Source organism: Staphylococcus sp. 231237_7MaSpsaltlick, from assembly GCF_043107035.1.
Genome location: NZ_JBICNX010000007.1, coordinates 155,808 through 178,339, shown reverse-complemented (window position 1 = coordinate 178,339; position 22,532 = coordinate 155,808). Strand labels below are relative to the sequence as shown.

23 protein-coding genes are annotated in these 22,532 nt (G+C 33.0%); 14 read left to right on the top strand and 9 right to left on the bottom strand.

Annotation, left to right across the window (positions count from 1 at the left end; all coding sequences use genetic code 11):
• Positions 1 to 11: 11 nt before the first annotated feature.
• Positions 12 to 452 carry an SACOL1771 family peroxiredoxin gene (locus tag ACF91D_RS15320; RefSeq protein WP_069792210.1) on the bottom strand — a complete coding sequence of 147 codons (441 nt, stop codon included), beginning with the start codon at positions 450 to 452 and terminating at the stop codon, positions 12 to 14.
• A 79-nt stretch (positions 453 to 531) separates the two neighbouring features.
• Between ACF91D_RS15320 and ACF91D_RS15315 the strand changes: the two genes are divergently transcribed.
• Positions 532 to 1,272, top strand: a complete 741-nt coding sequence (locus ACF91D_RS15315) for a glycerophosphodiester phosphodiesterase (RefSeq protein ID WP_069792209.1) — start codon at positions 532 to 534, stop codon at positions 1,270 to 1,272.
• A gap of 89 nt (positions 1,273 to 1,361) precedes the next feature.
• On the opposite strand, the gene ACF91D_RS15310 is transcribed toward ACF91D_RS15315, so the two are convergent.
• From ACF91D_RS15310 to ACF91D_RS15300, 3 genes are all read right to left on the bottom strand, one after another.
• Positions 1,362 to 1,874 (bottom strand): GNAT family N-acetyltransferase, encoded by a 513-nt coding sequence (locus tag ACF91D_RS15310; RefSeq protein ID WP_039067098.1) that lies wholly within the window; start codon positions 1,872 to 1,874, stop codon positions 1,362 to 1,364.
• A gap of 208 nt (positions 1,875 to 2,082) precedes the next feature.
• Positions 2,083 to 2,685 carry a 30S ribosomal protein S4 gene (gene rpsD, locus ACF91D_RS15305; protein ID WP_002483023.1) on the bottom strand — a complete coding sequence of 201 codons (603 nt, stop codon included), beginning with the start codon at positions 2,683 to 2,685 and terminating at the stop codon, positions 2,083 to 2,085.
• 255 nt (positions 2,686 to 2,940) lie between these two features.
• The gene (locus tag ACF91D_RS15300; protein WP_069792208.1) at positions 2,941 to 3,405 is read right to left on the bottom strand and encodes a GAF domain-containing protein; all 465 of its coding nucleotides are present in this window, start codon (positions 3,403 to 3,405) and stop codon (positions 2,941 to 2,943) included.
• 224 nt (positions 3,406 to 3,629) lie between these two features.
• Between ACF91D_RS15300 and ezrA the strand changes: the two genes are divergently transcribed.
• From ezrA to ACF91D_RS15255, 9 genes are all read left to right on the top strand, one after another.
• Positions 3,630 to 5,321: a septation ring formation regulator EzrA gene (ezrA, locus tag ACF91D_RS15295; protein ID WP_039067102.1), complete on the top strand. Its 1,692-nt coding sequence runs from the start codon at positions 3,630 to 3,632 to the stop codon at positions 5,319 to 5,321.
• Positions 5,322 to 5,491: 170 nt separating this feature from the next.
• On the top strand, positions 5,492 to 6,628 hold the full coding sequence (locus ACF91D_RS15290; RefSeq protein ID WP_039067123.1) for a cysteine desulfurase family protein: 1,137 nt from the start codon (positions 5,492 to 5,494) through the stop codon (positions 6,626 to 6,628).
• Entirely contained in the window at positions 6,625 to 7,848 is a 1,224-nt protein-coding gene (gene thiI / locus ACF91D_RS15285; RefSeq protein WP_327620560.1) for a tRNA uracil 4-sulfurtransferase ThiI, read from the top strand. Before ACF91D_RS15290 ends, thiI begins: the two co-directional genes overlap by 4 nt.
• Before the next feature lie 42 nt (positions 7,849 to 7,890).
• Entirely contained in the window at positions 7,891 to 8,664 is a 774-nt protein-coding gene (locus ACF91D_RS15280; RefSeq protein WP_039067105.1) for a sulfite exporter TauE/SafE family protein, read from the top strand.
• A gap of 281 nt (positions 8,665 to 8,945) precedes the next feature.
• Positions 8,946 to 9,938 (top strand): signal peptide peptidase SppA, encoded by a 993-nt coding sequence (sppA, locus tag ACF91D_RS15275; RefSeq protein ID WP_202847933.1) that lies wholly within the window; start codon positions 8,946 to 8,948, stop codon positions 9,936 to 9,938.
• 8 nt (positions 9,939 to 9,946) lie between these two features.
• Positions 9,947 to 10,489 carry an RDD family protein gene (locus ACF91D_RS15270; protein ID WP_069792206.1) on the top strand — a complete coding sequence of 181 codons (543 nt, stop codon included), beginning with the start codon at positions 9,947 to 9,949 and terminating at the stop codon, positions 10,487 to 10,489.
• Between the two features lie 91 nt (positions 10,490 to 10,580).
• Positions 10,581 to 11,075 (top strand): thiol peroxidase, encoded by a 495-nt coding sequence (gene tpx, locus ACF91D_RS15265; RefSeq protein ID WP_039067108.1) that lies wholly within the window; start codon positions 10,581 to 10,583, stop codon positions 11,073 to 11,075.
• A gap of 169 nt (positions 11,076 to 11,244) precedes the next feature.
• Positions 11,245 to 12,192, top strand: a complete 948-nt coding sequence (locus ACF91D_RS15260) for a class I SAM-dependent methyltransferase (protein ID WP_039067109.1) — start codon at positions 11,245 to 11,247, stop codon at positions 12,190 to 12,192.
• An 85-nt stretch (positions 12,193 to 12,277) separates the two neighbouring features.
• Complete coding sequence (locus ACF91D_RS15255) at positions 12,278 to 13,477, top strand: acetate kinase (protein ID WP_039067111.1); 1,200 nt, start codon at positions 12,278 to 12,280, stop codon at positions 13,475 to 13,477.
• A gap of 200 nt (positions 13,478 to 13,677) precedes the next feature.
• On the opposite strand, the gene ACF91D_RS15250 is transcribed toward ACF91D_RS15255, so the two are convergent.
• On the bottom strand, positions 13,678 to 14,856 hold the full coding sequence (locus tag ACF91D_RS15250; protein ID WP_327620561.1) for an esterase-like activity of phytase family protein: 1,179 nt from the start codon (positions 14,854 to 14,856) through the stop codon (positions 13,678 to 13,680).
• Between the two features lie 246 nt (positions 14,857 to 15,102).
• A complete protein-coding gene (locus ACF91D_RS15245; RefSeq protein ID WP_017722132.1) occupies positions 15,103 to 15,606 on the bottom strand; it encodes a universal stress protein in 504 nt (167 codons plus the stop codon).
• A 142-nt stretch (positions 15,607 to 15,748) separates the two neighbouring features.
• Here ACF91D_RS15245 and ald point away from each other — a divergent pair, with 142 nt between their 5' ends.
• Positions 15,749 to 16,864 carry an alanine dehydrogenase gene (gene ald, locus ACF91D_RS15240; RefSeq protein WP_101049556.1) on the top strand — a complete coding sequence of 372 codons (1,116 nt, stop codon included), beginning with the start codon at positions 15,749 to 15,751 and terminating at the stop codon, positions 16,862 to 16,864.
• 119 nt (positions 16,865 to 16,983) lie between these two features.
• On the opposite strand, the gene ACF91D_RS15235 is transcribed toward ald, so the two are convergent.
• Together ACF91D_RS15235 and ACF91D_RS15230 are read right to left on the bottom strand one after the other, a co-directional pair.
• Positions 16,984 to 17,613 (bottom strand): copper homeostasis protein CutC, encoded by a 630-nt coding sequence (locus ACF91D_RS15235; RefSeq protein ID WP_101049554.1) that lies wholly within the window; start codon positions 17,611 to 17,613, stop codon positions 16,984 to 16,986.
• Positions 17,610 to 18,662, bottom strand: coding sequence for a M24 family metallopeptidase (locus ACF91D_RS15230; RefSeq protein WP_327620562.1), 1,053 nt, complete (start codon positions 18,660 to 18,662; stop codon positions 17,610 to 17,612). The genes ACF91D_RS15235 and ACF91D_RS15230 overlap by 4 nt, the downstream gene beginning before the upstream one ends.
• A gap of 208 nt (positions 18,663 to 18,870) precedes the next feature.
• On the opposite strand from ACF91D_RS15230, the gene ACF91D_RS15225 reads away from it, so the two are divergent.
• Positions 18,871 to 19,560 carry a metal-dependent hydrolase gene (locus ACF91D_RS15225; RefSeq protein WP_069792201.1) on the top strand — a complete coding sequence of 230 codons (690 nt, stop codon included), beginning with the start codon at positions 18,871 to 18,873 and terminating at the stop codon, positions 19,558 to 19,560.
• A gap of 73 nt (positions 19,561 to 19,633) precedes the next feature.
• On the opposite strand, the gene ACF91D_RS15220 is transcribed toward ACF91D_RS15225, so the two are convergent.
• Complete coding sequence (locus ACF91D_RS15220; RefSeq protein ID WP_039069880.1) at positions 19,634 to 20,047, bottom strand: universal stress protein; 414 nt, start codon at positions 20,045 to 20,047, stop codon at positions 19,634 to 19,636.
• A 226-nt stretch (positions 20,048 to 20,273) separates the two neighbouring features.
• On the opposite strand from ACF91D_RS15220, the gene ACF91D_RS15215 reads away from it, so the two are divergent.
• Complete coding sequence (locus ACF91D_RS15215; RefSeq protein WP_069792200.1) at positions 20,274 to 21,566, top strand: DRTGG domain-containing protein; 1,293 nt, start codon at positions 20,274 to 20,276, stop codon at positions 21,564 to 21,566.
• Between the two features lie 26 nt (positions 21,567 to 21,592).
• A complete protein-coding gene (locus ACF91D_RS15210; RefSeq protein WP_069792199.1) occupies positions 21,593 to 22,528 on the top strand; it encodes a DHH family phosphoesterase in 936 nt (311 codons plus the stop codon).
• Positions 22,529 to 22,532 lie beyond the last annotated feature (4 nt).

The window sequence follows — 22,532 nt, the reverse complement described above, 5'->3', positions numbered from 1 at the left end:
TTTTTTTAAAATTATTTTATTTTTGGTTCTATTTTTACAGAAACGTTGCCCTTAATAGAATTGGAAATCATACAATTGTTGTCTGCAACCTTTAATAGTTTAGGTAACTTTTGAGACAAAAGTTCTTTTTGATTTTTTTCAACTGAAATAATTGGGTAATGGATAATTGTATCCATACGGAATTTTGCGTTTTCAAAAATTGCTGTTCCAATAGAAGATTGTTCTATTGTAATATTATCAAAACCAGAACGCTCTAATACAGCTGCGAGTGAGATAATGTAACATGAGGAAGCAGCAGACACTAATAACTCATCTGGATTTGTGCCTGTACCATTACCACCAAGCCCAGCGGGGATTGATATTTGCTCGCTTAAAATATCGCCTTTGAGGTCACCGACTGATTCACGACCACCTGACCAATTTGTTTGTACTACAAATTCATGTTGTACCATATAGATTGACCTCCAGTATAATTATGATAACTTTAGTTTAGACGATTCTAAGAGATAATGAAAGTGGGGCATTGTAAGAATGCATAACTATTTAGAAGATAGCAAGGTAATGTTAATTGCACATCGTGGGTTTTCAACTGATTTTCCAGAAAACACACGAGCAGCATTTGAACCTGCTTTAGAAAGTAATGTCGATATGCTTGAAATAGATATACATAGAACAAAAGATAATTATTTAGTTGTGATTCATGATCACACAATAAATCGTACATCGAATGGGAAGGGTAAAGTAAAAGACTATACTTTTAATTCATTAATGCAATTTGATTATGGTGTAGTTAAGCATATAAAATTTAAAGGACAACATTTGATGACGTTAGAACAAGTATTGGTACTAATTAAACATTATCCACAAAAGCTTTTAATTGAAATTAAACAACCTCATTTTTATCCAGGTATTGAGCAACAATTAATACATATACTGGAAAAACATGATATTCCTGACGAAAAAGTGGTTATACAATCTTTTGATCAAAAGTGTATTCGTAATCTCCATAAAATGAAGGTGGGGTTTAAGCTTGGCGTTTTAATCAGCAAAAAGAAATACTGGTATAGGATGCCAAATTTCGACAAAATTGCAATTTATGCGGATTATGTAAATCCCCATTATTCTTTGGTTAATCATAAATTTATTACTGCTGCACATAGCTTTGATTTGTCTGTTATGCCTTATACTGTTAATGAACCAAACGTTGCTAAAAAATTAATCATGTTAGGCGTTGATGGTTTGATTTCTGATAATCCGACAAAATTAACTTAATATAAAAAATATGTGCACTCTGTAGATAAATTGAAGTCAACTAAGCGCACATATTTTTATAATAACTATAGGAGGGAAACTGTTTACGGTTAATCATTATCGTGTGTATTAATCCAATGCTTTTTAAGTAAGCCCATAATATGACAATTACTATATTTTCCGCGAGTATAAAAGTGTTCTTGTAGTGTACCTTCAATGACGAAATTTTGACTCTTATAAATATGGACAGCTTTTTCGTTTTGAACATCTACAAAAAGGTAAATTTTATGCAAGTTCAACACTAGAAATGCATAATCGATTGCTTTTTTAAATGCATTTTTGGCATATCCTTGGCCACTATAGCGAGGATCAACAATAATTTGAATCTCACAATTACTATGAACAAAGTTAATTTCTACTAATTCTACGACGCCGATTCGAATATTGTCATGTTCTATGATAAAACGACGCTCAGATTCATCCAATAGGTGTTTTTTATATAATGATTGAAGTTCACTTAATGATTGGTAAGGTTCTTCAAACCAATAGGACATAATTGAATATTCATTATTTAAATGATGTACAAATTCTAGGTCAGTTTCTTCTAAAGCTCTAATAATCAAATTATACACTCCTTTAATTCTATATGCTCATCATACTCAAATCTAGCATGATTGTAAACGTTGACTATATTTTAGTGCATAGGATGTGTAGAAAAATTCAATTTTCCTTAATGAAGTGATATAGATACAAGGAGAGAGGGATGTAAGATTAAAAAGCAATAAAAAAACCAAGAAATCAATAAGATTTCTTGGTTCGACATAATCACGCTTATCTTGAGTAGTACTCAACGATAAGTTGTTCGTTGATTTCAGCAGGTAATTCACTACGTTCTGGAACGCGGATATATTTACCTTTTAAGTTGTCTGCATCAAATTCTAAATAATCTGGTACAAAGTTGTTAATCTCAACAGATTCAGCGATGATATCTAATTTTAAAGATTTTTCGCGAACTGAGATTTCTTGACCAGGTTTTAATGTGTATGATGGGATATCAACACGTTTACCATCAACTTCGATGTGACCGTGGTTAACGATTTGACGAGCTTGACGACGTGTACGTGCTAAACCTAATGAATATACAACTGCATCTAAACGAGCAGCTAATAATTGCATGAAGTTTTCACCGTGGACACCGTGTTGGTTACCAGCAATTTCAAAAGTGTTACGGAATTGTCTTTCAGTCATTCCATATAAGTAACGTAACTTTTGTTTCTCACGTAATTGTAATGCATATTCTGATAATTTTTTACGTTGGTTAGGACCATGTTGACCTGGTGCGTATGGACGCTTCTCTAATTCTTTACCAGTACCACTTAATGAGATACCTAAACGACGTGATTTTTTCCAGTTTGAACCTCTAAATCGAGCCATAGTAGACTCCTCCTTTTTCTTTTTTGTTGTTATGAAAAAACAAAAAAGAGTGTTGCATGCTTATTTGGATATATTGTTTTATGTGTCCTCGCCTCATAGCTACGGTTACACGGCACGTCCGCGTTGGGAACAACATAGCGCCAAATAATATACAACTGCTAATTTCGTTTATTCACACAAAGAACATTGTACCACGATATTACTAACTGTCAACAACTAATGAGGATTTTAATAATAAGTATTTGTCAATTACGCTTATACAATTTGATTTTCAATAATTTTAACAATGTTTTGTAATGTTTTCTTATCTAGTTCTGAAAAACGGTTTGTGATTGGCGCATCTATATCCAATACACCAATTACTTGTTCATTTTGATGAATAGGAACTACAATTTCTGATTTACTGTTAGCATCACAGGCTATATGACCTGGGAAGGCATTAACATCTGCAACTAATTGTGTTTCATCTTGAGCAACTGCAGTACCACACACACCATTACCTATAGCAATGTGAACACATGCTGGGTGACCTTGGAAGGGACCCAAAATTAATTCATTATTTTCTATTAAATAAAAACCAACCCAATTGACTTGATCTAAGGAATCATTTAATAAAGCAGACACATTACTAAGGATAGCAATTAAATTTGATTCATCTTCTATTAAACTAGAAACTTGTTTTTCTAATAAATTATAATTAGTTTCTTTAACCTCTGACATACAAAAACCTCACTTTTTACTTTTCATTTAGTATAAAGACTGTTTTAATAGTAATCAAACAAATGATTTGTAAGGGCTTTTTTTAAATAACTTGATACATATAATTACTAGAGGTGGATTTAACGCAAATATTGAAATATTCGTATGAATTAATTCATTTTCTCTTTTAATGCATAGGTAAATTACGTTATAATAAATAGTGATAAAATAGGAGGAGAAAACGTATGGTATTGTATATCATTTTAGCAATTATTGTCATAATACTGATTATTGTTGGTGTATTGTTCTATATGCGTTCAAACAAAAGCCAAATTATTGAAAAGGCAGAAGAGCGAAAAGTAAAAGTAGAACAATTACCTTATGATGAAAGTTTATCTCAGTTATCTGAGCTAAATTTAACTGGTGAAACAAAATCTACATATGACAATTTAAAACAATCATCATTAGATAGTAAAAATCAATATTTAGTGCCAGTAGAAGAAAAAATTCATAACGCAGAAGGTTTGTTAGATAAATTTAAGTTTTCACAAGCGCAAACCGAAGTGGATGAGGCCCACGAAATGATGGATCAATATGAAGCGAACTATAATGAACTTACTACAAAAGTAGAAAATATTATAGGACTACATAAAGAAAGCGATCATTTATACGAAGAATGCACAACAGATTATCGTGAAATGAAACGTGATGTATTAGCAAATAGACATCAATTCGGTGAAGCAGCTGCGCCACTTGAACAAGAAATTGAATCGTTTGTACCTGAAATGGAGACTTACGAAACCTTAAAAACTGAAGGCAACTATAATCAAGCACATGACCATATTAAAACGTTAAATGATGATATGAATTATTTAAAAAAAGATATGGATGAAATTCCTGATTTGATTAGAGAAGCACAAAAAGAATTACCTGGCCAATTTCAAGACCTTAAATATGGCTGTAGAGACCTAAAAGTTGAAGGTTATGATTTAGACCATGTGAAAATTGATAGTACATTACAGACATTGAAAACAGAACTTAGCTTTGTTGAACCAATGATTAGTAGATTAGAGCTTGATGAAGCAAATGAAAAGCTTAATAGTATTAATGATCGATTAGATGAAATGTATGATTTAATTGAACATGAAGTAACGGCTAAAAATGAAGTGGAAGAAACAAAAGAAGTTATCACTGATAATTTATTTAGAGCTAAAGAAATGAATTATACACTACAAACTGAAATTGAATATGTTCGTGAAAATTATTATATTAACGAAAGCGATGTTCAAAACGTAAGACAGTTTGAAAATGAAATTCAAAATATGATTGCTGTATATGATGACATTCTTAGAGAAATGTCAAAATCAGCAGTACGGTATAGTGAAGTTCAAGATAACTTGAAATATATCGAAGAGCATGTTGATGTTATCAATGAGAAACAAGAAAAATTACAAAATCATTTAATTCAATTACGTGAAGATGAAGCGGAAGCAGAAGAAAATATCTTGCGCGTACAAAGTAAAAAAGAAGAAGTATATAGAAAATTACTTGCTTCAAACTTGCCAAGTGTACCAGAACGCTTTATCATCATGAAGAATGAAATTGATTACGAAGTAAGAGAAGTAAATAAAAAATTCAGTGTACGACCAATACATGTTAAACAGTTAAAAGATAAAGTCTCTAAAGTTGTACTACAAATGAACAAATTTGAAGATGAAGCGACCGATGTGCTTGTGAACGCTGTTTATGCTGAAAAATTAATTGAATACGGTAACCGCTATCGCAAAGACAGTTCGAATATAGATAAGAGTCTTAACGAAGCAGAACGTCTCTTTAAAAATAACCGTTACAAACGTTCAATAGAAATCTCTGAGCAAGCTTTAGAAAGTGTAGAGCCAGGAGTTACAAAACAAATTGAATCAAAAGTTATCGGTTAAGGTCAGTTATAGCTCATATAAAATAGTAAGTTGACACGGAATGATTTAACATTTCGTGTCTTTTCTTTTTATTAAAAGCGAGTATAATGCTAAAAGGGAAAACAAAAAACGCAGACAAAATGTTAAAAATTGAATCGTTTATAATATATATAATGAATGGAGTGAACGCGGTGATATATTTAGATAATGCTGCGACTACAAAGCCCAATCAAGATGTATTGGACACCTTTGTTAAAGTGAATCAGTCACTATACTTTAACCCTAACAGCCCACATCAATCAGGATTACAGGCAGAACAATTATTACAGCAATCAAAACAACAAATTAAAGACCTATTTGATTTGAAACAGACATTTGATATTATCTATACAAGCGGTGCTACTGAAAGTAATAATATAGCAATTAAAGGTATCGCATATAAGAAAAAAGTATTTGCCAATGAAATTATTACTTCAGTATTAGAACACCCTTCAGTTTTAGAAGTAGTTCGTTCGCTTGAAGCAGAGGGGTTTATAGTTAAATATGTGAATGTTTTAGATGATGGGCGAATAGATTTGGCACATTTAGAAACGTTAATGACTGACAATGTGGGATTAGTAACTTGTATGCATGTTAATAATATTATGGGGCAAATACAACCTATTGAAGATGTAGCTAAAATTGTCCACCAATATCCTAAAGCACATTTACATGTAGATGCAGTGCAAGCTTTAGGAAAAATACCACTTATATTTGAGGGCGTAGATACGCTCAGTTTAAGCGGACATAAATTTAATGGATTGAAAGGTCAAGGCGTACTTTTTGTGCGTAATATTCACCAACTAGAGCCTATTGTACATGGTGGAGGTCAAGAGTACGGTGTAAGAAGCGGCACAGTGAACTTGCCAATGAATATTGCAATTGTAAAAGCGATTAAAGCAGCCGTAAATCAAACATCTATTTTAAATAGCCAGTTGCGTAGTTATCATGATGAACTCAGTCAGTTCTTAATTAACTTTACTGGAGTTAAGATTAATTCACTACAAGAAGGTGCGCCTCATATACTGAATATTGGCTTACCAGGTGTTAAAGGTGAAGTTTTAGTGAATGCATTTTCTAAAAATGACATCATGTTATCGACAACAAGTGCCTGTTCATCTAAAAAAGCGAGTCTTAACGAAGTGTTATTGGCTATGAATGTACCTGTGAAACAAATTGAAGGTAGTATTCGAATTTCTATGGGAAGTCATACTACATCAAAAGATATACAAGAGTTTAAAGATAAATTCAAATTAGTTTATGAAGAAGTGAGGGAGTTATTAGTATGATATATGATCATATATTAGTGAGGTACGGCGAGCTAACGTTAAAAGGAGCTAACCGTAAAATATTTGTGAACAAATTACGTTCAAATGTAAAGCGTGCGTTAATGCCATTACAAGGATACATGGTAAAGGCAAATAGAGATAGAATGTATATAGAACTAGCGGAAGGTGCAGATATTGAAGAAATGTGCAATAGATTAAAAAAAGTCTTTGGTATTTATTCAATAAGCCCTGTATTAAAAATTGATAAAACAGTAGAAGCGGCAAAAGAGTTAGCTGTTCGATTTGCTAAAGAGTATGAGCAAGACGATACGTTTAAAATTGATGTAAAGCGTTCGGATAAAAACTTCCCATATGACACATATGAATTACAAAGAACTTTAGGTGGAGCTGTATTAAGTGAAACTGATCATTTAAATGTAGATGTTCACAATCCAGATCACGTGATTAAAGTTGAAGTGCGTTTAGATGCTATATACATGTATGATCAAGTGATTGCAGGCTCTGGCGGATTACCTGTTGGTACTGGAGGTAAAACTTTATTAATGCTATCTGGTGGTATTGATTCTCCAGTTGCTGGTGTAGAAGTTATGCGTAGAGGCGTTACTGTAGAAGCGATACATTTCCATAGTCCACCGTTTACAAGTGAAAAAGCAAAAGAAAAAGTAATCGAATTAACGAGAATTTTATCAGAACGTGTTGGACCAATTAAATTACACATCGTGCCATTTACAGCACTACAAAAACAGGTGAACAAAGAAGTTCATGAACGTTATACCATGACTTCAACACGTCGTATGATGATGCGAGTAGCTGACAAAGTGGTGCATGATATTGACGCGCATGCGATTGTAAATGGTGAGAATTTAGGCCAAGTTGCAAGTCAAACATTAAAGAGTATGTATGCGATAAATCATGTCACATCTACGCCTGTATTACGTCCTTTACTGACTTTAGATAAAGAAGATATTGTTAAAAAAGCTAAAGATATAGGTACATTTGATGTATCTATCCAACCGTTTGAGGATTGTTGTACAATTTTCACTCCTAAAAATCCAGTTACTGAACCGGAGTTAGAAAAAGTAGAAAAATATGAAAGTGGTTACGATTTTAAACCACTTGTACAACAGGCTGCGGACGAAATTGAGACATTATATATTACAAGCGATTACCAAAGTGAGAAAGATTCAGCTACACAAGCGCTAGCTGATGATCTATTTTAGCTTTAAAAATTAATTAATTAATTAAACAAGGGGAGTGATGGGATGTTGGAATGGGACATATCTATCGTAATCATCATTATTCTTTTAGGCTTTTTGGCGGCATTTATTGATGCTGTTGTAGGTGGTGGCGGGTTAATTTCTATTCCTGCACTGCTAGCTGTAGGTATGCCGCCGTCTATGGCCTTAGGTACAAATAAATTAGCGAGTGCATTTGGTTCAATGACAAGTGCTTTTCGATTTTTACGGTCAGGTAATGTAGATTTAAAGATTGTAGGGAAATTATTTCCAATTGTATTTATTATGGCAATGGGAGGCGCAAGTATTGCAACATTCTTGCCTTCTCAATTATTAAAGCCTGTCGTAATTGTCGTATTAACAGTTGTGATGATTTATACAATCATGAAAAAAGATTGGGGTAATGTACGGACTTTCACAAAACTAACTATACCTAAAGCGATTTTATTTACATCTTTAATGGGTTTGATTGGTCTTTATGATGGCTTTCTTGGCGGCGGTACGGGGTCATTTATGCTATTCATATTACTAATGTTTGGTTTTGATTTTTTAGGTGCAGCAGGGAATGCTAAAGTACTCAATTTTGCATCTAATTTAGGCGCATTAATTCTTTTTATCTTTTTAGATCAAGTAGATTATTTTTATGGCTTTATCATGGCAGCTAGTATGATTTGTGGGTCTTATATCGGAGCGATGTTTGCTATTAAAAAAGGCGTTGGCTATGTTAAAGGCTTATTCATTATTGTTACTGCAATTTTGATTTTGAAAAATACATATGATTATATCATGCAAATAATATAAAAGAATCTAATTTCTGACAACTAAGCAATAGTAAAACGTGACTTAAGCAGTTATTAAGTAGAAAAATATACAAATGTAATACACAATTTTTTGAAATTGAATTGTTGCAAAATTTATATTCACCGTATGACAAGGCAGAACACTGAAATCAACTTTACGTTTACGATTTCTGTTCTGCCTTGTTTTCAATTGTTTGGTAAAAAGGTATACATTAATGAATTAATTGTGTTTAAATTAAGCGTGAGATAACAAGATTATTAAAATATAGGAGTGACGATTAAATGTCGAAAAAACGCATTATTGCTATTATAATTGCAATTGTTATAGTGGTTGGTGGTATTGTTATGAGCTCGATATCAGCTTTTGTAACCACAATGTTTAATGATTCGTCTTCTACAGCGATGGATCCCTTTACAGAAAAAATAGAAAAAGAAGGTGATTCGAGCAAACGTATTGCACATTTAACATTAAATGGAGAAATCGCTGAAGGCACGGGTGGTGGATTATTTGGTGAAAGTGGCTATAATCATGAGTCTTTTCTTAAACAGTTAGATAACGTGAAAAAAGATGACACTATTAAAGGTATGTTATTAACAGTCAATACACCTGGCGGTGGCACCTACCCAAGTGATGAAATATACGAAAAAATAAAAGAAATTAAACAGAAGAACAAAAAAGTTTATGTACATATGGAATCGATGGCAGCATCAGGAGGCTATTATATTTCAGCGCCTGCCGATAAAATTTATGCAGGACCACAATCAATGACAGGTTCTATCGGAGTAATCATGTCCAGTGTCGATTATTCGGAATTACAAAAGAATCTAGGAATAAAACAAAATGTAATTAAATCTGGCGACCATAAAGATATTTTAAGTAGTTCAAGAGAGATGACTTCAGAAGAAAGAAGCATCTTACAATCTGTATTAGATGATAGCTTTGATCGTTTTGTGAATATTGTTAAAGATGGCAGAGATATGCCAGAGCATAAAGTTAGGAAGTTAGCTGACGGCCGCATTTATAGTGCACAACAAGCAAAAAGTAACGGTCTGATTGATGAAATAGGTTATGAAGATAAGACTATAAAAGCTTTACAGAAAGATATTAAATCTAAAGATGCTGAAGTATTTGAATATACAGAAGGCGGTGGATTCTTCTCATCATTTTCAGATATGAAGATGAGCGTTTCTAAGTTTACAGATAGTTTTAAAGATATTAAGTCAGTAATCAATAATGATACTAAAACTGAACCTATGTATCTTTACGAAGGTTAGGTGTGACCATGGAAAATATACAAAATGAATATAGAGATAAAGAAAAAATAAACAATGACAACAGGGAAGTCGAAACAAGTGATCTTTACCATGCACAAATTTCCAAAGCATTATACGCAGGATTTGGAATAAGGTTTTGTGCATTTATCATAGATTTACTGATTATTTTTGGTATAGAGAGTTTTGTTTTGAAACCTATTTATCATTTTACAAACATGGATTCTTTAAAGTTGTGGATTGATTATTTTAGTGTCGGACACTTGCTAAATGCATTAGTATTTTACTTGTATTTTGTACTACTTACAAAGTATTTTAAACAAACATTAGGGAAAATGATATGTAATATAAGAGTTGAGCGTATAGACAGACAACGTTTGACTTGGCCAGATGTATTTTTTAGAGAGTGGATAGGACGTATTATTAGCGGTGTATTTATGAATTTGCCATACTTAGTAGTTATATTTACAAACAAACATAGAGGTATTCACGATTATTTTGCAGATACAGTCGTTATAAAAAATAAATTAGATAAATTGTTTTATTTGAAGTAGTTTAACACAATTTATAAGTTGAATAGTTTATTTCAGAAACACAAACAGTTATAATTACAGAGTAAACACTTTTAATTTAGGAGGCGTTCTAATGGCGCAAATTACATTCAAGCAAGATCCAATTACTTTATTAGGTTCACAAGTGAAAAAAGGAGAAATTGCACCCGATTTCACTGTATTAGATAATGATTTAAATGAAGTAAACTTATCAACTTACGATGGTCAAAAAAAACTTATTAGTGTTGTACCATCTATAGATACTGGTGTTTGCGATCAACAAACACGTAAATTCAATGAAGAAGCTTCAAAAGAAGACGGCGTTGTATTAACTGTTTCTGTTGATTTACCATTTGCACAAAAAAGATGGTGTGCCTCAAACGGATTAGATAATGTTATTACATTAAGTGATCATAAAGATTTATCTTTTGGTAAAAACTATGGCGTTGTGATGGAAGAATTACGTTTGCTTGCACGTTCAGTTTTTGTCTTAGATAAAAATAATAAAGTTGTATATACTGAAATTGTTTCAGAAGGTACAGACTTCCCAGATTTTGATGCTGCTTTAGAAGCTTATCGTAGCATTTAAGTCGATTAATTTTATTTAAAATATCATATGTTAAAATATTGTTATACAGAGAAACAGTATCATTGACATTATAAAATTTACTGTCCATAATTATTTGGTAAAATAAGTTAGCTGAAACTAACTTGATTTCAATTAAATTATGGACAGTTTTTTTAGAAAGGACTATTAAATGACACAAGAAGAAACAGTAATGGAGAAGTTATTCCAGACATTAGATGAAAAAGCTAAATCGTTAAACGAAGATAATGGACAAAGTTTTATTGAGAATTTAGGACTTGCAATGGAATATGTTTATACAAATGAGAGAGACTTGCTAGAACAAGCTACTTTGCAAGATAGAAGAAAAGCATTTCAATTTGCTTATCTAAGTTTGATGCAAAATGAAGATATACAAGCGAATCATCAAATTACACCAGACTCTATAGGCCTGATCCTAGGCTTTCTTTCTGAACGTTTCTTGAAAAATAGTGAAGCTATGCATATCGCCGATCTTGCTAGTGGAGCAGGGCATTTAAGTGCATCTGTGCATGAAGTGCTTTCAGATCATACATTAATGCATCATTTAGTAGAAGTTGATCCAGTATTATCTAGAGTAAGTGTACATTTAGCCAATTTCTTAGAAATACCATTTGACGTATACCCACAAGATGCGATTATGCCATTACCATTTGAAGATGCAGATGTTGTTATTGGTGATTTGCCGATTGGATATTATCCAGTAGATGATAGAAGTAAAAAAATGTCGCTTGGTTTTGAAGAAGGACATAGTTATTCACATTTCTTACTTATAGAACAAGCTATTACAGCAATGAAACCGTCTGGTTATGCCTTTTTAGTTGTACCAAGCAATATTTTTGAAGGTGAAAATGTGAAACAGTTACAAAATTTCATTGCTACAGAAACAGAGATGCAAGCTTTTCTAAATTTACCTGCTACACTATTTAAAAACGAAAAAGCGCGTAAATCTATACTTGTGTTACAGAAAAAAGAAACGAATGTAACCAAATCTGTAGAAGTTTTACTAGCAAATATTCCTGATTTCAAAAGTCCACAACAATTCCAAGGATTTTTACAAGATCTAAATGCATGGATGCAAGAAAATCACCCTGAAAATTAAGCTGTAATATTCTTGTATTTGAACTGTATTAATGATTAAATAGATATGGATATTAAAAACTTAAAAAAATGGAGGCATTATGCTTATGTCAAAATTAATTTTGGCCATTAACGCTGGTAGTTCATCTTTGAAATTTCAACTTATTGAAATGCCGGAAGAAAAAATTGTAACTAAGGGACTTATTGAACGTATTGGACTAAAAAATTCTATTTTCACTATTGAAGTGAATGGGGAAAAAATAACTGAAACAAAAGATATCGATAATCATGAAGATGCTGTTAATATTATGTTAGAAAGTTTCAAAGAACATGGTATTATTGAAAGTATTTACGATATTGATGGTACTGGACACCGTGTCGTTCATGGTGGTGAAGTATTCCCAGCTTCAACTTATGTAGATGACGAAGTTGAAAAACAAATTGAATCATTAAGTGAGCTTGCGCCATTACACAACCCAGCCAATTTAATGGGAATTCGTGCATTCCGTAAATTACTTCCTGAGATACCACATGTTGCTGTGTTTGACACTTCATTCCACCAAACAATGCCAGAAAAATCTTATCTATATAGTTTACCGTACCAATATTATGAAGATTTTGGAATTCGTAAATATGGCTTCCATGGTACGAGTCATAAATATGTATCACAACGTGCTTCAGAAATCTTAGGTAAACCAATTGAAGAATTACGCATTATTTCATGTCATATCGGAAATGGTGCTTCTATTGCCGCTATTGATGGTGGGGAATCTGTAGATACTTCTATGGGCTTCACGCCATTAGCAGGTGTGACAATGGGAACACGTTCAGGTAACATTGACCCAGCATTAATTCCATTCATCATGGAGAAAACTGGTAAAAATGCCGAAGAAGTCTTAAATACTTTAAATAAAGAATCTGGTTTATTAGGTATTTCAGGAACTTCTAGTGATTTGAGAGATATTATTGATGAAGCTAAAGAAGGTAAAGAGAGAGCACAATTAGCACTTGATGTATTTGCTTCTCGTATCCATAAATACATCGGTTCATATGCAACGCGTATGCACGGCGTAGACGTGATTGTATTTACAGCTGGTGTTGGTGAGAACTCAGACCCAGTTAGAGCAAAAGTATTAGAAGGTCTAGAATTTATGGGTGTTTATTGGGATGCTAAGAAAAATGAATCAATTCATGGTGAAGAAGGATTTATTAACTACCCACATTCACCGGTTAAAGTAATTGTTATCCCAACGAATGAAGAAGTTATGATCGCACGTGACGTTGTAGAATTTGGTGACGTTAAATAATTTTTATAACAATAAAATCTTAAAGGTTAGACTAAATACAATAGCAAATATAATTCGTTGTATTCATCTAATTCTGTTTAGAAACAAATGGTGTATTTCATAGACCACTTTTAAAAATTAAAGCACCACGAAAATCTCATGCCACGCATAAGATTTTCGTGGTGCTTTTTGTGAATAACAATATATCTAAAGTGCTGGAATTAATCTTTATTATTTAATACTTCAAATACAATGATTTGTGATACTTGAGATTTGTTAAAGTTATTATCTGATACAATTACAAGGGAATCATTACCATTTGCTAATTTTTTCCCAAACGTCATGCCTTCGATATTATCTATTTTATCTAATTGTTCATTATTTAAATTAGCGACTAATTTCTTTTTAACAGGTGTTACTTGACTATTTTGCAAAGCAGTTATGTTTTTTATGTCAGATGCGTGATTAACATCTATTTTATAAATACGTACATAGTTTTTAAAGGAACCATCTGATGACTGGACACTGGCTCTTTCTAATGTTAAAAATTCATGATTATTAATTGCTAATATCTCTGAAACCCCGTTTTCTGCAGTTTTAACGTTGTCTTGCGCGTAAGGTACTGAATCAACTGGGTAGGCATATTCAGATAATACGTTGCCTTGGCGGTCGTATTGTGTGATACGTGATAAGGCACCTGAATTGGCTGTAGGAACTGGACCGTCTTGTATTAATGGTGCTTCCATAGAAGTCCATATAGAATTTCCATCAACTGAAAACGTACTGCCTTCAAGGGCTAGGTTATTACGGAATCCTTTTTTTGTTTGAGTATCCATTTTTAATGAGTCACTAATAGGTACTTCAGAAATAAAATCACCTTTTAAATTACTAAATCTGATAAAAGGATTTAATCCTAAACTTCTATCACCTTCGCTTGTATATAAAATATTGTTCGTCCAAGGGTCAAAACGGATTGATTCTGGGTCTGCAACAACATCCTTAGATTTGTTATTAAATTGTTTTTTACTTATATAATTATTTCCGTTTTGCTGTTTTAACGTATGAACATTTTTTATGTTTATGTTATTCAATTGACGATGATTATAATTTAAATTTGCTTCATAAAATCTGGATGGGTTATGCTCCGAGCGATCGTCACTAAGTAGGTACCACTTATTAGATTTAGGGTTGTATGTAATGCCTGATATACCACCAATTTTGGTGTTATTGTAGATTTGATTATGTGGTATCGTTTTACTATCTATAAGTTTGAGTTGATCAACATGGCGGGAAGATGACCCGATGTCAATTTCACTTGATGCAAAAGCATTAAATGAAATCATACTTATCATTATAAAAGCTAGAAATGTAAATAAGATGGCTTTTTTGAGCTGTTGCATAATTACTTTACTCCTTTCAAATGCTTGTTAATTAAAGGATAAGTCATTATTGTGAAGTCCTCTTGAATTTTGGATAACAATGTTGTAAAAGTGAATGTTATTAAAGTATTATTTATGTAGTGTTAATAACTTAATCAAAAAAAACAGGATAAAGTGTCCAATTAGTGTGAACAAACTATCCTGCTTCAAACATTATTATGTTATACGTGAATAATACAATGTATAACATTCACTATTCGTATCAACTTAACGAGCTTGGTATTGTGATCTGAATTCATCAGTAGCAACTTGTGGTTGGAAGTCTTCAGGAAGTTCTTCTGTACGTACAACTAATACATCACAAGGAGAATGACGCACAATAGCCTCAGACACAGAACCAACAATGAATCTTTCTACGGCATTTAAACCAGACGTACCACACATAATTAAATCTGCATCGACATCAGCAGCTAATTTTTTAGGAATAATTGCTTTTGGTGAACCGAATTCTAAACGTGTTTCAACATCAGTTACACCTGCATTTGTAGCGACTTCTTTATAACCTTTTAACAAATCTTCAGAGAAATTTTTAGATTTCTCAGTGAATTGCGCATCATATACTTCGTATGAAGAATATGTTCTTGAATCGATCACATTCACAACAGTAAGTTTTGAATCGTTACGTTTTGCTACGTCTACAGCCTTGTTAAATGCCCACTCTGCCTCATGTGAACCATCGACTGCTATTAAAATATTTTTATAAGTTAGCATCGTAATTACCTCCTTATTTTTCTTACTTATATTATACCACCGTTTACAGAATATTAACACAATTTGTATGTTGTAAAACTACCCTAAACTATGATTGCGCTTTCATCGGATACGCGTTACTATGAATTTGGAGGTGGATGAAATGATTATAGGTATTCCTAAAGAGATTAAAAATAACGAAAATAGAGTGAGTTTGTCGCCGAGTGGTGTACATGCACTAGTTGAACAAGGTCACACTGTTATCGTTGAAAAATCTGCAGGTTTGGGTTCATATTTTGAAGACGTGGACTACACTGCAGCAGGGGCTAAAATTGTTAATGAGCAAGCAGAAGTTTGGAACGTAGATATGGTCATGAAAGTTAAAGAACCACTAGCAGAAGAGTTCCAATATTTTAAAGAAGGCTTAATTTTATTTACTTATTTACATTTAGCGAACGAACCAGCGTTAACGCAAGCTTTATTAGATAATAAAGTTGTTGGTATCGCATATGAAACCGTGCAATTGCCAGATCGTTCGTTACCACTGTTAACTCCAATGAGTGAAGTAGCGGGGCGTATGTCTGCTCAAATTGGAGCTGAATTTTTACAAAAATATAAAGGCGGCATGGGTATACTACTTGGTGGCGTACCGGGCGTTTCTAAAGGACGCGTATCAATTATCGGTGGGGGTCAAGCAGGTACAAATGCTGCAAAAATTGCGCTTGGACTAGGCGCAGATGTTACGATTTTAGATGTTAATCCTAAACGATTACAAGAATTGGAAGACTTATTTGATGGTCGAGTACACACAATCATGTCTAATCCTTTAAATATAGAGCAATGTGTGAAAGATAGCGATTTAGTCATTGGTGCGGTATTGATTCCTGGAGCTAAAGCTCCAAACCTTGTTACTGAAGACATGGTTAAAGAAATGAGAGATGGTGCTGTCATAGTTGATATCGCAATTGATCAAGGTGGTATATTCGAAACCACTGACCGTATTTCTACACATGATGATCCAACATATAAGAAACATGGTGTAGTACACTATGCAGTAGCAAATATGCCTGGCGCAGTACCTCGTACATCAACAATCGCTTTAAATAATGCAACGTTACCTTATGCACAACAAATCGCTGGAAAAGGCTATTTAAAAGCATTACAAGATAACGAAGCATTGTCGTTAGGTTTAAACACAATTAATGGTGAGTTAACGAACAAAGGTGTAGCTGAAGCATTAAAATTATCGTATACCGATATTGAAAGTGCATTAAAATAATTATATAAAAAATAAAAACTGGTAAACCGATGTGAATTAACACATTATGGGCATTACCAGTTTTTTATTACTAAATATTTTGTCCAAATCTTATAAATCGTCATATTGATTAAAACGTATTAGACAATTTTTGTCCCGTGAACTTCTTGAAAAGGGAAGGATTCAAGAAGTTCTTGTAAATTATCCTTATTTAATCCGCCACCAGGCATGATTTCAATATTACCACCTGAATTAACGACTAATTTACCTAAATGATTTAAATTATCAAAGATATCAGTATCACTTGGACCGCCATGGGTTAGCAATCTGGTGAATTTAAGATCAATTAGTTGGTGTAGCGCTTTGATTTGACCGTGCTCATGAATTTCATCGAATGCCATATGACAAACTACAGGAATAGAATCAGCAATTTGTTTTAATGTTTTCATTTGCCATTCATTTAAGACTGAATCTTGCGTCAAACAACCAAATACAAAATAATCAACATTAAATTGCTTTAATGTCTTTATATCACGTTGCATAATCTCAAAATCATATAGATTATAGACAAAATCTCCGCCACGTGGCCGAATCATTATTGCTATTTCAACGCGATTTGCGTGACATATTTCTGTAGCAATTTCTACCATACCAACACTTGGCGTTGTGCCACCAACAGTTAAGTTGTCACACAGTTCAATGCGATTCGCACCGTTGCTGATTGCTTGTTCGACTTGCTGAATTGTTTCAACTACTGCCTCTTTAATCATTTTTCGTATCCAGTCAAGCTTTCATGTCCATCTTCAGTAACAAGAATATCGTCTTCTATACGCACGCCCGCTACACCGGGTACATAGATACCTGGTTCTACTGTAACTACCATACCAGCGACAAATTGATTTGTATTTGAACTAGAAACATCTTGATATTCATGTTCTTCTAAACCTAAACCATGACCTAACCTATGTGGAAAGTATTCGCCGTAACCAGCGTCACTAATGATATTGCGTGCGATATCATCAACATCTTTAATTGTTACACCAGGTTTGATTGCTGCAATAGCCTCTTGTTCTGCTTTTAATACGATATTATAAATTTCTTGTGCCTCAGCACTTGGTGTGCCAAATTTAACGGTTCTTGTCATATCACTGCAATAATTATCGTAAATTACGCCTAAATCAAATAATACAAATTCATCATTTTGAAGTTGACGGTCACCTGGAGTTCCGTGAGGGGAGGCTGCATGGTCGCCAAATAATACCATCGTATCAAAACTCATTTCATTAACACCATAAACCTTGATTTCATTTTCAATATGATTAACAACTTGACGCTCTGTGACACCTTCTTTTAAAAATGCTACTCCGATTTCAATACATTTATCGGCGAGTTCACATGCTTTCTTAATAGTAGCAATTTCATTTTCATTTTTAACATTGCGTAACTCTTTAATTGTTTGATCGATATCGCCAAAATGTTGGACACCAAAGGCATCTATGAGCGCGCGTTGACGATGTAGTGTTAAATGTTCCGCTTCAACAAGTAATTTATTTATTTTAAGAGGATATTTATCCAAACCATTTTCAGTATCTAAATAACCAATAACTTCTCCTTCAAATGGCGAATTTTTAACATCTTCCATTTCTAATTGTGGGCAAAATAATATTTGTTCCCCGTTAGCTTTAATTAATAAAGCTAATAATCGTTCATGAGGATCACTTAAGTAGCCTGTGAAATAAAAGATATTAAGTGGTGTAGTAATCCAAGCTGCATCAGCTTGTTGTGTTTGCAATTCTTTAGTAATCTGTTCTAATTTCATTATTATTCATCCTCCTAAAATTATAATCATTTCAATTTTATGCCACTTCATGAAGGAATTCAAAAGTTAAATATTATAATAATCATATTTCATTCACTTATGTGTTGGTTAAATATGCTACATAACGATTTTAAATGAATTAGTGTGTTATATAAGAGTGATATCGTGGTATAAGTAGAATAAATAGATTTATGGGAGGAATTAAAAAATGAAACTTTCATTTCATGGACAATCAACAATATATTTCGAAGCGAACGGCAAGAAGGTCATTGTGGATCCATTTATAACGGGTAATGGTATGTCAGATTTAGATGCATCTACTTTGGAAGTTGACTATATCATTTTGACACATGGTCATGGTGATCATTTTGGGGATACGATTGAACTTGCTAATAGAAACCACGCAACTGTCATTGGATCTGCAGAATTAGGAGATTATTTAACTACATATCATAATGTAGAGCATGTAAGACCAATGAATATAGGTGGTAAGGCAGAATTTGACTTCGGAAGTGTGAAATTTGTACAAGCATTTCATAGTTCAAGTTTAACGGATGATAATGGTGTGCCAGTCTATCTAGGCATGCCAATGGGAGTGATTATTGAGGCAGAAGGTAAGACAATTTACCATACAGGTGATACAGGATTGTTTAGTGATATGAAATTAATAGCTGATCGCCATCCAATTGACGTATGCTTTATTCCTATTGGTGATAATTTCACAATGGGAATAGACGATGCTAGTTATGCAATAAATACATTTATAAAACCAAATATTACTGTGCCAGTACACTATGATACATTTGAGCTTATTGAACAAGACCCTAATGCATTTAAAGAAGCTGTAACAACAAGTGAAGTTCAAATTTTGAAACCTGGAGATGCCGTACAGTTTTAAATTAAAATAAAACTTAAAACATATTATATATAAAAAGCCTGAAGTACTTTATAGAACTTCAGGCTTTTTATAATTACTTTACTATTAATACAGGGATGCGTGCTCTTTTAGCCACCTTATGACTTACACTGCCTAATACAAACTTTTTCTTATCTTCGGCTTTACGGTTACTAAGAACAACAATTTCATATTTACCACTATTAGCTTCTCTGACTAGTTGCTCTTTGGCATTGCCACGGACGATAATTTCATCATATTCAATACCGTGTTCTTTTAAAGCGTTACGTGTACTTTCTAAACCTTCACTACGTTTTTCTACAAGTTTATCTAAATGAACACCGGATTTGATTGATGCTTGGGCATCCTGTTCGCTAATTGCATTTAAAATTGTAACCTTTGTACCTTCTCCTGCTAATTTTGAAACTTCATCAAGTGCTTTTTCGTTTTTAAGTGTTGTATCAACACCAAGTAAAATATTTTTGAACATTGTTCATCCCTCCTTAACTTCATTCTAATAAAAGTTTATTGATAAAGCCAACTAAAATATTGGATTTAACATATTAAATTATTAATAAAGCTGTTTTATATAATTTTGAAGAAACCTTTTTACTTAAATCCATATAAATTATTTTATTTGGTTCGTTACATCGCATTTTTAGTTATAAAAAGTTATAATATGATAGAAACTGTTCAAAATAAATGAGGTTATTGAAATGACAAAGCATGAACAAATTTTATCATATATAGAATCTCTAGCAGTTGGGCAAAAAATTTCTGTTAGAAAAATTGCGAAAGATCTCAACGTTTCTGAGGGAACAGCTTATCGCGCTATCAAAGATGCTGGCCAAATAGGTTTAGTAGCTACAATTGATAGGGTTGGTACTGTTCGCATTGAGAAGAAATCACGAGAACAAATTGAACAATTAACTTTTGCTGAAATTGTAAAGATTATAGATGGACAAGTACTAGGTGGTAGAAATGGATTAATTAAAACACTTACAAAGTTTGCGATTGGCGCGATGGAAATAGAAGATGTTGTAAAATATTTAAGTAATCATACTTTACTCATTGTAGGTAACCGTAAAGACGTACAATTAGCAGCATTAAAAAGAGGGAGTGCAGTACTTATTACAGGTGGGTTTAACACTTCACCCGAAATAATCAAATATGCAGATGAACACGATTTACCTATACTATCGTCGAATTATGATACATACCTAGTTGCAAATATTATTAATAGAGCAATGTATAATCAAATGATTCGCAAAGAAATTTTGGTCGTGGAGGACATAGTTAAACCTGTAAATGAAGATACAGTAGTCTTTGATCATATGTCTCTTCATGACTATAAAGTTAAAGCAAGTGAAACGGGACATTCAAGATTTCCGGTTATAGATGACGAATGGCGACTTGTTGGGATAGTTACTAGTAAAGAGATTATAAAGATGGAAGAAAATGATACACTTGCACAATTTATGACCAAAGCGCCAATTAACGTTCAATTGTCAACGACTGTTGCTAATTGTGCGCATATGATGATATGGGAAGGTATTGAGTTGTTACCAGTGATCACTCCAAGTAAGAAGCTTATAGGAGTTATTACAAGAAAAGATGTACTGACAGCTATGCAATTACTAAGTAGACAGCCTCAAGTCGGTGAAACAATCAACGATCAAATTGCAAAGCATATCACGATTGCTAATGATGGTATACAAGTGCAAACCACCCCATTACTAACTAACCAGTATGGTACATTAAGTAAAGCAGTTTTTGTAGCAATCATAGAAGAAACTGTACGTTATGAAATGAGGAAACTAAAAAAACTGGAAGTTATGATAGAAAGTTTGAATATTATATATATCAAAACCGTTCAAATTGAGTCAGAAATACATGTACGTTATGAAATGTTAGATGTCGGAAGAAATTTTGCTAAATTAGAGACGACAATGACAAGCGATGGTCAGCAAGTAGCTAAAGCTATGATTATATGTCAGATGATAGATTAAATACAAAATTGAAAAGGAAGATAGAGATGACTAAAGCATTTAACCAAATTATGCAAGAAATCGAAGCAGCAGAAACAATTATTATACATAGGCATGTAAGACCTGATCCAGATGCCTATGGCTCACAATTAGGATTAAAAAATTATCTAAAATTAAAGTTTCCTGATAAAAGTATATATGCAGTTGGAGAGTCCGAACCTTCGCTAGACTTTATAGGTACATTTGATGACGTAGCTGATGAGCAATACAAAAATGCACTAGTTATTGTTTGTGATACTGCTAACGCACCTAGAATTAGTGATGAACGTTTTAACAAAGGGCGTAAGTTAATCAAGATTGATCATCACCCAGCGGTGGATCAATATGGTGATATTAATTACGTGAATGATCAAGCGTCATCAACAAGTGAAATTATATTTGATTTTATTGAACATTTTAATGATTTTTCAATTATAGATGGTTCGGTGGCAAGGGTACTTTATCTAGGTATTGTAGGAGATACGGGACGTTTCTTATTTAACAATACAACTTCTCATACAATGAACGTTGCGAGCCAATTATTGACCTTCCCATTCAGTCACAATGAGGAACTTAATAAAATGGGTGAAAAAGATCCAAAATTATTACCTTTCCAAGGTTATGTCTTACAACATTTTGACTTGAACGAAAAAGGGTTTTGTAAAGTTATCATTACTAAAGACATCCTTGAAAAATTTGATATTGTAGCGAATGAAGCATCATTATTTGTAAACACAATTGCAGATATACAAGGTTTGAAAATATGGGTGTTTGCTGTAGATGAAGGTACCGAGATTAGATGTCGTATCAGATCTAAAGGCATCATAATTAATGATGTAGCTAGTGACTTTGGTGGCGGCGGACACCCAAATGCTTCAGGTGTATCTGTAAGCGATTGGAACCATTTTAACGAATTGGCAGACGCGTTAAATAATAAATTATAGAAAG

What these genes read in the sequence shown, in the direction of transcription:
- ACF91D_RS15210 (WP_069792199.1), top strand. Translation starts at nt 21,593, where the DNA reads ATGACTAAAGCATTTAACCAAATTATGCAAGAAATCGAAGCAGCAGAA.
- ACF91D_RS15315 (WP_069792209.1), top strand. Translation starts at nt 532, where the DNA reads ATGCATAACTATTTAGAAGATAGCAAGGTAATGTTAATTGCACATCGT.
- ACF91D_RS15235 (WP_101049554.1), bottom strand. Translation starts at nt 17,613, where the DNA reads ATGATTAAAGAGGCAGTAGTTGAAACAATTCAGCAAGTCGAACAAGCA.
- sppA (WP_202847933.1), top strand. Translation starts at nt 8,946, where the DNA reads ATGTCGAAAAAACGCATTATTGCTATTATAATTGCAATTGTTATAGTG.
- tpx (WP_039067108.1), top strand. Translation starts at nt 10,581, where the DNA reads ATGGCGCAAATTACATTCAAGCAAGATCCAATTACTTTATTAGGTTCA.
- ACF91D_RS15230 (WP_327620562.1), bottom strand. Translation starts at nt 18,662, where the DNA reads ATGAAATTAGAACAGATTACTAAAGAATTGCAAACACAACAAGCTGAT.
- ACF91D_RS15225 (WP_069792201.1), top strand. Translation starts at nt 18,871, where the DNA reads ATGAAACTTTCATTTCATGGACAATCAACAATATATTTCGAAGCGAAC.
- rpsD (WP_002483023.1), bottom strand. Translation starts at nt 2,685, where the DNA reads ATGGCTCGATTTAGAGGTTCAAACTGGAAAAAATCACGTCGTTTAGGT.
- ACF91D_RS15220 (WP_039069880.1), bottom strand. Translation starts at nt 20,047, where the DNA reads ATGTTCAAAAATATTTTACTTGGTGTTGATACAACACTTAAAAACGAA.
- ACF91D_RS15260 (WP_039067109.1), top strand. Translation starts at nt 11,245, where the DNA reads ATGACACAAGAAGAAACAGTAATGGAGAAGTTATTCCAGACATTAGAT.
- ACF91D_RS15320 (WP_069792210.1), bottom strand. Translation starts at nt 452, where the DNA reads ATGGTACAACATGAATTTGTAGTACAAACAAATTGGTCAGGTGGTCGT.
- ald (WP_101049556.1), top strand. Translation starts at nt 15,749, where the DNA reads ATGATTATAGGTATTCCTAAAGAGATTAAAAATAACGAAAATAGAGTG.
- ACF91D_RS15300 (WP_069792208.1), bottom strand. Translation starts at nt 3,405, where the DNA reads ATGTCAGAGGTTAAAGAAACTAATTATAATTTATTAGAAAAACAAGTT.
- ezrA (WP_039067102.1), top strand. Translation starts at nt 3,630, where the DNA reads ATGGTATTGTATATCATTTTAGCAATTATTGTCATAATACTGATTATT.
- thiI (WP_327620560.1), top strand. Translation starts at nt 6,625, where the DNA reads ATGATATATGATCATATATTAGTGAGGTACGGCGAGCTAACGTTAAAA.
- ACF91D_RS15255 (WP_039067111.1), top strand. Translation starts at nt 12,278, where the DNA reads ATGTCAAAATTAATTTTGGCCATTAACGCTGGTAGTTCATCTTTGAAA.
- ACF91D_RS15245 (WP_017722132.1), bottom strand. Translation starts at nt 15,606, where the DNA reads ATGCTAACTTATAAAAATATTTTAATAGCAGTCGATGGTTCACATGAG.
- ACF91D_RS15250 (WP_327620561.1), bottom strand. Translation starts at nt 14,856, where the DNA reads ATGCAACAGCTCAAAAAAGCCATCTTATTTACATTTCTAGCTTTTATA.
- ACF91D_RS15215 (WP_069792200.1), top strand. Translation starts at nt 20,274, where the DNA reads ATGACAAAGCATGAACAAATTTTATCATATATAGAATCTCTAGCAGTT.
- ACF91D_RS15280 (WP_039067105.1), top strand. Translation starts at nt 7,891, where the DNA reads ATGTTGGAATGGGACATATCTATCGTAATCATCATTATTCTTTTAGGC.
- ACF91D_RS15270 (WP_069792206.1), top strand. Translation starts at nt 9,947, where the DNA reads ATGGAAAATATACAAAATGAATATAGAGATAAAGAAAAAATAAACAAT.